8 protein-coding genes are annotated in these 9,578 nt (G+C 71.4%); 2 read left to right on the top strand and 6 right to left on the bottom strand.

Features of this window, described 5'->3' with window-relative positions; genetic code table 11:
• Positions 1 to 157: 157 nt before the first annotated feature.
• The 6 genes from M8H82_RS34430 to M8H82_RS34455 all read right to left on the bottom strand — a co-directional run bounded on the left by M8H82_RS34430 (position 158) and on the right by M8H82_RS34455 (position 7,851).
• Positions 158 to 1,516, bottom strand: a complete 1,359-nt coding sequence (locus tag M8H82_RS34430) for a cyclopropane-fatty-acyl-phospholipid synthase family protein (protein ID WP_250079329.1) — start codon at positions 1,514 to 1,516, stop codon at positions 158 to 160.
• A gap of 397 nt (positions 1,517 to 1,913) precedes the next feature.
• Complete coding sequence (locus tag M8H82_RS34435; protein WP_250079331.1) at positions 1,914 to 2,417, bottom strand: RICIN domain-containing protein; 504 nt, start codon at positions 2,415 to 2,417, stop codon at positions 1,914 to 1,916.
• 365 nt (positions 2,418 to 2,782) lie between these two features.
• A complete protein-coding gene (locus M8H82_RS34440; RefSeq protein WP_250079334.1) occupies positions 2,783 to 4,849 on the bottom strand; it encodes an AAA family ATPase in 2,067 nt (688 codons plus the stop codon).
• A gap of 225 nt (positions 4,850 to 5,074) precedes the next feature.
• Entirely contained in the window at positions 5,075 to 6,403 is a 1,329-nt protein-coding gene (locus M8H82_RS34445) for a M14 family zinc carboxypeptidase (protein WP_250079336.1), read from the bottom strand.
• A 57-nt stretch (positions 6,404 to 6,460) separates the two neighbouring features.
• Positions 6,461 to 7,081 carry a TetR/AcrR family transcriptional regulator gene (locus tag M8H82_RS34450; RefSeq protein WP_250079338.1) on the bottom strand — a complete coding sequence of 207 codons (621 nt, stop codon included), beginning with the start codon at positions 7,079 to 7,081 and terminating at the stop codon, positions 6,461 to 6,463.
• A gap of 440 nt (positions 7,082 to 7,521) precedes the next feature.
• Positions 7,522 to 7,851 carry a Smr/MutS family protein gene (locus M8H82_RS34455; RefSeq protein ID WP_250079341.1) on the bottom strand — a complete coding sequence of 110 codons (330 nt, stop codon included), beginning with the start codon at positions 7,849 to 7,851 and terminating at the stop codon, positions 7,522 to 7,524.
• A gap of 317 nt (positions 7,852 to 8,168) precedes the next feature.
• Between M8H82_RS34455 and M8H82_RS34460 the strand changes: the two genes are divergently transcribed.
• Complete coding sequence (locus M8H82_RS34460; RefSeq protein ID WP_250079343.1) at positions 8,169 to 8,678, top strand: CAP domain-containing protein; 510 nt, start codon at positions 8,169 to 8,171, stop codon at positions 8,676 to 8,678.
• Between the two features lie 344 nt (positions 8,679 to 9,022).
• The coding region (locus M8H82_RS34465; protein WP_250079344.1) for a ricin-type beta-trefoil lectin domain protein at positions 9,023 to 9,578 on the top strand (556 nt) is incomplete at its 3' end.

Raw genomic sequence — 9,578 nt, forward strand, 5'->3', positions numbered from 1 at the left:
CGCCCAGCGACCCGTGAACACTCCCCGGCTCGTCTCCTTCTCAGCCCCGTTCCGCCCTGCCCCGTCCGTATCCACCCTCCGGATGGAGGCCCGGAGCGGCCCACGCCCTCACGCGGACCGGGACCCCCCCCGGAGCCGACCACCAAGAACCCGCGCGTCACCCCTCCACGGTCACCGGCACCCGCGCCACCAGCGGCATCCCCGAACCGCCGCTCGGGGCCGTGCGGACGGCCAGCACCTGGTTGACGCCCAGGTTGTTGCGCTCGAAGCCGACGGCCGAGGCGGCCATGTACAGCCGCCACACCCGGGCGCGCCCGGCGCCGACCAGCCGCACCGCCTCCGCCCAGTCCCGCTCCAGATTGGTCACCCAGGCCCGCAGCGTCAGCGCGTAGTGCTCCCGCAGCGCCTCCACGTCACGAACCTCGAAACCGGCCTCCTCCAGCAGCGACACGGTCGAACCGACCGGTGACAGCTCCCCGTCGGGGAAGACGTAGCGGTCGATGAACCCGTTGAGCCGGTACGACTCCTCCACGCGGCGCGGACGGCGCGCGATCTGGTGGTTCAGAAGCCGCCCGCCCGGCCGCAGTAGACCGTGCAGCCGTGCCGCGTACGTCCGGTACGCCTCCGCCCCGACGTGCTCGGCCATGCCGATCGACGAGATCGCGTCGTACGGCCCGTCGGTGACATCCCGGTAGTCCTGCACCCGTATCTCGACCAGGTCGCCGAGCCCGGCCTCAGCGACCCGCTTGCGGGCCAGCTCCGCCTGCTCCACGGAGATGGTCACCCCGGTAACGCGGACGCCGTACGCCGCGGCGGCGTGCATCGCCATGCTGCCCCAGCCGCAGCCGACGTCCAGCAGCCGTTGTCCCGGCCGCAAACCCAGCTTGCGGCACACCAGGTCCAGCTTGTCGTGCTGGGCCTGTTCCAGGGTGGGCGGCGTGGGCCGGTCGAGGCCCCTGGCGTGCAAGGTGTACTGGGGCCAGTAGGCGCACGAGTAGACGAAGGACGGACCGAGGACCAGGCGGTAGAAGTCGTTGCCGACGTCGTAGTGATGGCTGACGGCCGTACGGTCCCGGCCCTTAGTGTGCGCCCGGCCCCGGCGGCGCCCGGTCTCCTCGGGCGGGTTGGGCAGCGGCAGCGGCAGCCCGCCCAGCAGGCGCAGCAGCGCGGCGGGGTTGCCTGCCATCACGCCCTGTACCGCCGCCGTCAACCGGGTGAGCGGGGACGGCCGGTCGTCCTGCTGCTCCTCGCTCTCCCACAGCGCGCCGGACAACCGGTCCAGGAACGTGTACAGATCGCCTTCGACGGTCAGTTCACCGGCCACCCAGGCTCGGGCCAGCCCCAGTTCGTCGGGCTGCCACAGCAGCCGGCGCACGGCACGCGGGGTGCGCAGCACCAGTACAGGACCGCCGGCGGGCCCGCTCTCACTGCCGTCCCACGTCCGCAGCCGCACCGGCAGTGGTGAGCCGAGCATGCCCTCGATGTATCGGGCCAGGACGCCGGCTGTCTCGGGCATGGTGATCTCCGTGAGGTCGGGAACGTACACCCGCCAGAACGTCGGTGTTGGGCCACCGGTTCACCGGGTCACCGCCCGCGCGTCAGCACTGCGAGGCGAACTGTCGGTAGGCCTACTCCTGCTTCTTCGGAACGTTCGCGCCTCCGAGGTCGGTGAGCGTGGGGTAGCCGCTGTTCCAACGGGGCCGCCGCCGTCGGGTCGTCCGGCCCATTTGCCTTGGAAACCGCACCATTTCGGGGCGCAGAGATACTCCGGTCGGCCGGTCCGGCAAGGAATAGGAATCGGCCAGGTTCGTCCCGGGCGGGGTGGGGTACGGCGACCGGCGTCGAGTCCGGACGGCGTTCTGCCCCACTGCCCCGCTGTGCACGGGCAGTGGGGCAGAACTCCTCGGGGTGTGTTACCTGTCGCACATCAGGGACGGCCGGGGGTAAGCCCAGGAGATCTTGGCCTGGTCCGCGTGCTTAAGCTCAACGAGTGAGGGGGCGCCGCTGTGCCACCCGGTCAGCCATGTCCCCCACCGCATGTTGTTGATCTCGTCTCTGACGCACAGCCGAAACCACTGACCCATGTCCCTGGGGGCGCACGTGGAGAAGTAGACGGCGCCATCGCCGTTGGAGTCGAGGCACTTGCCGTTTGCTGCGTGCCTGAGAAGTGTCACGCCCTGCTGCTTGTGGATGACCCAGCGGTCGTCGGCGTCGCATCCCGCCGTGACCGGGCGCGGCGTCGTGCCAGACGACGTGAGGCACTTGCCTGTGGCCTTGTTCTTGATCTCGAAGGGCGGGGAGACCTGCGTATGACTGTCTCCCGCGGGCCTCCCGATCGTGCCCGCCTGTGCGGGCGCCATCAGTCCCACTGTCACCGCCGCGGCGGCGAGAAGGCCGGTCAGTATCTTCTTGCGCATGCTGTGGAGAACCTCCTGAAGGACGCGCCGGCGCTCGCCTCAGCATGATCCGGCGCGAAGGGCATGAGAGAACGACCAGAACGCTGATCGCACGGCAGACGGGACACCCGCGCCCTTCGACCCATCACAAGAGCGGGGAACCGGCCGGGACCGCGTGTCTGTCCTCGCCGGGCGATGCCGGGGCGGTCACCCGAGAGGCTGCGCCGATCCTAGGAGCAGGGCGGGGTCACCGCCGTCGGTCTTCCGGCCCGACCTCGGCGAAAAGCCGTGATTCCGGGGCACAATGACACGCTGGCCGGTCCGTCCGGCAAGGAATCGGCAAGGTTCGGCGGCGTCGGGCGGGTGGGACGTTCCCGGCCCACCGTTCACACGCGTCGGCTGGAGGCAGTCACCGGATCGGCCGCCGCCCCGGACAGTTCCTGCCGCCACAGCTGGTCCGTCAGCCGGCCGAGCCCCGAGGTGAGGTGTCTGCGGTAGGTGCTGAACGGCAGCCCCAGGCGTTCGGCCGCGGCCTCCTGGGTGGGGGCGCCCGTCAGATAGGTGGTGCGCAGCGCCCGCCGGTGCTTGTCCGCCGAGCGGTCTGCGGGCAGCGCGTCGATGGCGGCGGTGAGCAGTCCGGCCAGCGGAATCCCGCTCTCGATCACCAGGCGGCTGCGGTTGAGGGGATTGGCGGCCAGATCCGCAGGTCGGCGTAGGCTCTTCAACGCGTCGCGCACGGCCGCGTCGAACTCCGCCCGGGACAGCACCACCAGTTCCCGGTGCCCTCTGGTGGGCGCTGTCGGCTGCCCGTTGCCGCGGCGGTGCACGAAGACCGCCTCCGACCGGCTCTTCAGCCAGGGACCGACCGGCTGGGCCCGCCAGTCGTGGCCGAACAGGACGTACGTATGGGAGCCGACGCGTGCTGTCCGCTCGGAGCGCGGCATGGCGAAGTGTCGCATGTAGTCGTCCCAGTGCCCGTCGTCGCGTTTGACCACGAACGACCAGGCCAGCCGCTCGTCGCGGAAGATCTCTCCCAGGCCTCGCCAGTGCATCAGGTCCATCGGCGCGGAGGTGCGCTGGTAGCGGGCCGGGTACACGGCGAACCGCAGCAGGGCCATGTGCTCACCGGCCCGCAGGGGTGCACCCGCCCGCGCGTGCGCCCACGCGGCGTCCACGACCGGGTCGGCCCCGGGCGGCGGCGGGGCGCTCATGCGCAGCCAGGCGAAGAAGGCCACGGTCTCGCCGTTCTGGGTGGAGCGGTAGACGCGGAAGGCCTCGGGCCGACGGTCCAGCCAGTAGCGGACGATCGCCGCCGACTCGGTCCCCTCCGCGGCCTCGGCCAGCTCCAGCACCCGCTCCCGGTCGGGCGTCCGGTACGGCTCGTCCGTGACGTGCCCGCCCTCACGCCACTTGCGGAAGTTCACCAGGGCCTCCGCGCGGTACAGGTACAGCAGGGCGGTCGTCGCCTGCAGCATCCGTGACTCCGGAGCGCGGCGGACCCGTTCGACCAGGCACGCGTGCACCGTCTCGTGCATCTCGGCGAAACCTTCGGGGTCGCGCCAGCGCAGGTCGGCCTCCAGCGCCTCGCGCACCACGTCGTGCGGGAACAGCCCGGTGTCCGTCGACTCGACGAACGGCTGGGCCCGCAGCCAGGCGAACAGTTCCGACGCCCCCTCCCCCATCAGCTCCCGCAGCAGGGACTCGGAGGTGACATAGGTGTGGGCGCAGATCTCCAGGGCCCGGCGGTGCCGCGGACCGGGTATGTCACCGACCAGCCGGGGCAGCAGCGTGGCGATCACGTCCTGGCTGGGAGCCCAGCCGGACCGTACCGAGGCGCCCTCGCCCTCTTTGACGGCCACCGCCGCGGCCAGCGCCAGGCCCAGTGGATTGCCGCCGGTGAAGGACAGCAGCGTCTCGTGGAAGGTCCGCGGGACCCCGCGGGCCTCCAGGTAGCCGGCCGCGTCGCCGGGGGAGAGGTTGCGCAGGCCGGTGACGTGCAACAGCCCGGACCAGCCCGGGTCGGACAGCCAGCGGGCGCTCGGCGGTCGGCGGCCGGCGACCGCGACGACGGCTCCCGCGGGGAGGCTGGGGAGGAACTCCTCGGACAGCCAGTCCTCCAGTCCCTGGCAGTACTCGAAGGTGTCCACCAGCAGGACGGCGCCGGGCTCGTGCCGGGCACCCGCGGCGGCAGCGGTGAAGTCTTGCGGCGTCGGTGACACCGTGCGGGCGTCCACCTCGACAACCGGCCGTCCCGCGCGGGCCGCCTCGCGCGCCAGCCGGCGCAGCAGGGTCGACTTGCCGATGCCTCCCGGCCCGTGCAGGTAATGCACGGGACTGGCACCCGGCTCGCCCGCCAGCGCCGCCCTGAACAGCGCGATCTCCGTCGCGCGGCCCACGAACGCCCGGTCGCGTCCGGCCTCCACCGCCCTGCCGAGCACCGCGTCTGCGTGCACCTTCTCGTCCCTCACTGTCGCCGTGTCGCTTCGCCCCGCCGGGAACCGCGACCCCTCCCCGCGTCGGCGCCCCCGTGCGTCGGCGGACCAGGGCACGGGACCGGACGTGTCGCGCTCCGCATCATCTCGCGGCGCCGTGACGCTCCCGCCGGGAGGCCCACCGCTACGCACGGTCTGGGCGTACGGCGATGCCGGTACGGATCCGCGGGCAAGCGGGCGCACGGTTCACACGGTCTCGGCGTCCAGCAGCCCGGCCACCGCCAGCACCGCCTCGACCTGGACGGCGACCAGGTCACCCAGCGGATACGGATCGGCGGTCAGATAGGCCTCGGCCTGCGCGCACCAGAGGTCGAACAGCGCGTCGGCCGCCCGGGCCGCCGTGCGCACGGCGGCCCTCTGGTTGCCGGCGCGCTGCTCGACGTCGAGGTGCCGGCGGAGCAGACCGGCGGCCCTGAGCCGCAGCATGTGCCCGGTGCACCGCACGGTGAACTCCTCGGCGACCGTGGCGTCCCGGCCGGCGAACACCGGCTCCATCGCCCGGTAGCCCACCCTCAGCGCCCGCGTCTGCTCCAGCGAACCGCTCAGGGCACGCCGCAGCGGGGTGGGGACCGTCAGGAAGGGCTGTACCGGGTCCATGACGTCCGAGATCCGCCCGACGGTGTCCTCCAGGTCGCGGCTGCCTTCCTGCAGTACTTCGGGATAGGCCCGGCCGGTGGTCCCGGCGTCGCTCGCGCGGGGGTCGCGCCACAGCGGTGTCTCGACGATCAGCGTCGTGGCGCCGTGCCGGGCGGCGTAGTGGGAGCTGGAGGAACCGAAGCGCGCGGTGCCGTCGTCGCGGGCCGCGGCGGCGGCCAGTTCCCGCGCCTGCGGCATGAGGTAGACCGCCGGCCCCGCCTGGGCCCAGCCCAGGGTGTCCATGGGGCCCAGGGAGAGGGCCAGACCCCGCTGAGCGCTGACCTCGTTGAGAGCGGCGGCGGCGCCGGGCAAGTCCCGGTCGAGTATGTGGAACACCCCGCCGAAGTCTGAGTTGTGCAGGGAGTACGACAGCCGGGGCCGGAGTTCGTCGATGACGCGTGCCAGCGCCTGGGTCTCCGGCAGCATCGCGTCGAAGTACGCCCCCTCCTCCAGGACCGGGAACGTCCACTCCGGCTGGTCGTCGAGGGCCGGACGGTAGAAGCGCTCGTGGTAGCGGCGGATGGTGAGGGGACCGTCGAACCAGCCCTCGTTGAGGCGGGTGGCGTCGGGGTCGAGGCAGGGGATGAAGTTCCAGGTGCGCCGGCCGCGTGCCGCCTCGTCACCGGCGACCAGCCTGGCCAGGCGCACTACCGTCCACAGCCCGACGGGCTCGTTGGGGTGCGGGCCGCCCACCACCAGCACCTGTTCCGGCCCGTCCCCCACCGACAGCAGGCTGAGGGGCTCGCCCTGGCGCGACGAGCCGATCCGGCGCAGTCGGCACCGCTCAGGGAAGTCCCGGACGATGTCCTCGACAGCCGCGTTCAGTTCGTCGACCGTGAGCAGCCGGCCGATCGGGGCGGCGTCGTACATGTGATCCATGGGTCGATGGCCTTTCGCCGGTGTGTCGGGGGCCCGGTGGGCTGGTGGCCCAGGGCATCAAGGCCGGCGCGCCGGGGTGATCAGCGCGGCGGCGAGGTCGGCCCACCGGTCCGGGGTGGTGGCGCCGCCTGTGAGCGCCTGCTGCTGGGCCAGGCCGCGCAGCAGTGCGCAGACCGCCGAGGCGAGCCGTGAGGCCTGGTCTCCAGTGAGCCTGTGGTCGTCGTCCGTGGCGACGGTCCTGCCGGTCAGGACGGAGGCCAGGCGCTCCTCTCGGCGGACGGCCAGGCGGAGCCGGTCCGCGGTTCCGTCCTCGTCCCGGAGGACGACCGCCAGGACGTCCACCTCGAGCCGGAGGGCGCTGCGGCCGTCCCGGGAGGTGACGACACGGTGGAACTCCTCGGCGTACGTGGCAACCACGGCGGTCGCGGTGGTCGTGCGATCGCCGTCCACCTCCGCCAGCGCGGCGTCCAGTCCGTCCAGCCGGCGGTCGAGTACGGCCAGGAGAAGATCCAGTTTGGAGCCGAAGATCGAGTAGATGGCTCCGCTGGTCAGGTCCGCGGCCTGGGCGACGGCGTGGACTCCCACGTCCCGGTAGCCGTGGGCGGTGAACAGGCGTTCCGCCGCGGTGATCAGGGCTTCTCGGTTCCGGCGCCGCGCTTCGGCCCTTCGTCCGGTCATCAGGTCGTCCTCGCTCCGCTTGGTCCGACGCGACCGTAACACCGTTATTGCCGTAACGTCATTACGAAAGAAGACGGGCGTCCGCCGGAGGGTGATCCCCGGCGGACGCTCCGGTGCTCAGCGGTTCACTCGCTGTGGTGGGCGTCGTAGACGGGAGACGGTCGCCTCGTGCGCTCCAGCTCCGCCATCAACCTGTCCAGCGCCCGCCGGGCCGCGCCTTCACCGCTCACGCACTCCATTAAGTAGCCGATGCGCAGGTATGGCCGGTCGTGCGGGCCACAGTCGTGCGGGCCACAGAGGACGGGCGCCGGCATGGTGCGCCTGACAGATCACCGCATGATCCGTGGGGGCAGGCGTCCACTCCACGCACGCGGCCCAGCCACCCGTGCCCTTTCCTTCCAGCAGTGGCTGCCGGTGTCTGCGCCCAGCTGCGTGCTCCCTCACAGACCGAAGTCGTGGTCCTCCTCCCACACGTCCGGCTCCGCGGGGAGGCGGCCCGGCCGGCCCGGCGCCTTGACACTCTGCGGCTTCATCCGGACCCGGACCCGTCCGCTGTTGCCCGGTACCTGCTCCACCTCGGCATAGAGCCGCCGGATGTGCTTCTGCGCCAGGAAGGTCAGCACACGCTGCTTGAGCTGTCCCGCACCCTTGCCGGGAATGAACTCCACCATGTCCTCACCGGTGTGCAGGGCCCTGAACAGGGTTCTCCGCAGAGCGAGTTCGATGTCCTGGTTGTTGCGGAAGATCGGGTGTAGGTCTACGGAGATCATGCGGCGACTCCCCTGGATCAATGGCGGTGAGGGACGCGTACGGGCGTGTACGCAGAACCACTACGAGAGGAACACCCGCGAGGTTCGCCATGACCAGCGGCGTCCGGAGCGCGATCCGCAGCCTCGTCGACGTACTTCAGGGACCGTGCGGCGCGGACCACTGCCGCAGGATTCCCCACCGAAGCGGCTGCATAGGCTTGGCGGCCGGGTGCGCGCCCAGGGGGCGCCCGCGCCTGCGCAGGGCTCGAGTCCGGACACCGGCGGACAGCAACGGCGTACCCGGCTGCGAGTTCCGTTCGACGAAGGGGGAGCCCGGGGTGGAGAGCGCCGAGTGGGACGAGCAGTGGGAGGACGACGGAAACGGGTTGCGCTTCATCCCGCGGTCCCCCTCGGCCGAGCACCGTGTGAGCGGCGCCCGGCGTCCTCTGGTCGTGTCCCGTCGTCAGTCCTTGGAGGACGGTGTCGTCCGGCTGGTGAACCAGGAACGCGCCGCGGCCGGGTTGAACGCCCTGCGGACGGAGGAGATGCTGCGGCAGTCGTCCCGGGCACACAGCGAGGCGATGGCGGCCCGGGACTTCTTCGATCACCTCGACCCCGACGGCACCTCCCCGGCAGACCGGATGTACGCGGCCGGGTACCGCTTCCCCGGCGCCGAGAACATAGCCGTGCACCTGCCCAACGCCTGGGAGGTGGTACGGGCCTGGATGGCTTCCCCGGGGCACCGCGCGAACATCCTCAACCCCGACTTCCGCGCGATCGGGGCAGGGCTCTACTGGGTACCGGGCGCGCGGCTGGCGTGGTGGACCCAGAACTTCGGATACGTGTGAGCCGCGGGGGAGGACCCACCGGCAGCGACTTCAGCACTCGGCCGGCGAGGTAAGGCGAGGTAGTCCCACCGGCCCACCGAGTACGAACGCGACAGCCCCGGGACGATGGCAGGAGCTCAGACGCGAGGAGACCGCCATGGCGCGCGACGTGCTTGTAGGGGAAGGCGCCGCCCGCGGCCGCGCCGACCAGGCGGGTGACCCGTTGCGAAGAGGCGCACCTTGCCGTCGAACCCGCGGGGGTGCTCGGCCGTAGTGCCTCGTGGCGGGCCACCCGGCACGGCCGTGCCGGGCTGTCGTACGCCTCGCCAGCAGGCAAGTCCAAGTCACTGACGAGGAGTTCTTCCATGTTCCAGAAGGCACTGATGACGAGCCGCCGCACGAGGAGCAGGCGCGGGCTGCTGAGCCTGGCGTCCACCGCCGCTTTGGCCGCGGGACTCCTCGCCACGTCGACGAGCCCGGCATCTGCCGCGGGAACCGACAGCGGCATCCCGGCTACGCCTGCCGTGGGTACCGAGTTCACGATGGTGAACTACCAGACCAAGGAGTGCGTTGCCTACGACCCGAGGGCGACATCCCCGACGGCCGGCCCGTGCGGACTGAACGTGGTGCTGATCAACAATGTCTGGGTTCAAGGGAGCGGCGCCAGCATCCGTCACCGCTGGACGGAAGCCGTGCGTGGCACCGGAACGCATTACTGCCTCGACGCGAACGTTGCCGGGGACGTCTACGTCATTCCCTGCAACGGTGGCACGAACCAGAAGTGGAGCCACACCGCGGAAGGTTTCCTCAAGAACTACGCGACCAAGCAGTGCCTGATGATCGATTCCCAGAGCAGCTGGCGCAGGATCTCCACCGGTAACTGTGCTACGGGCGGACAGGACCTGAAGTGGGCGTACAAGT

It is taken from the genome of Streptomyces sp. YS415, from assembly GCF_023544665.1.
Taxonomy (GTDB): Bacteria; Actinomycetota; Actinomycetes; order Streptomycetales; family Streptomycetaceae; genus Streptomyces.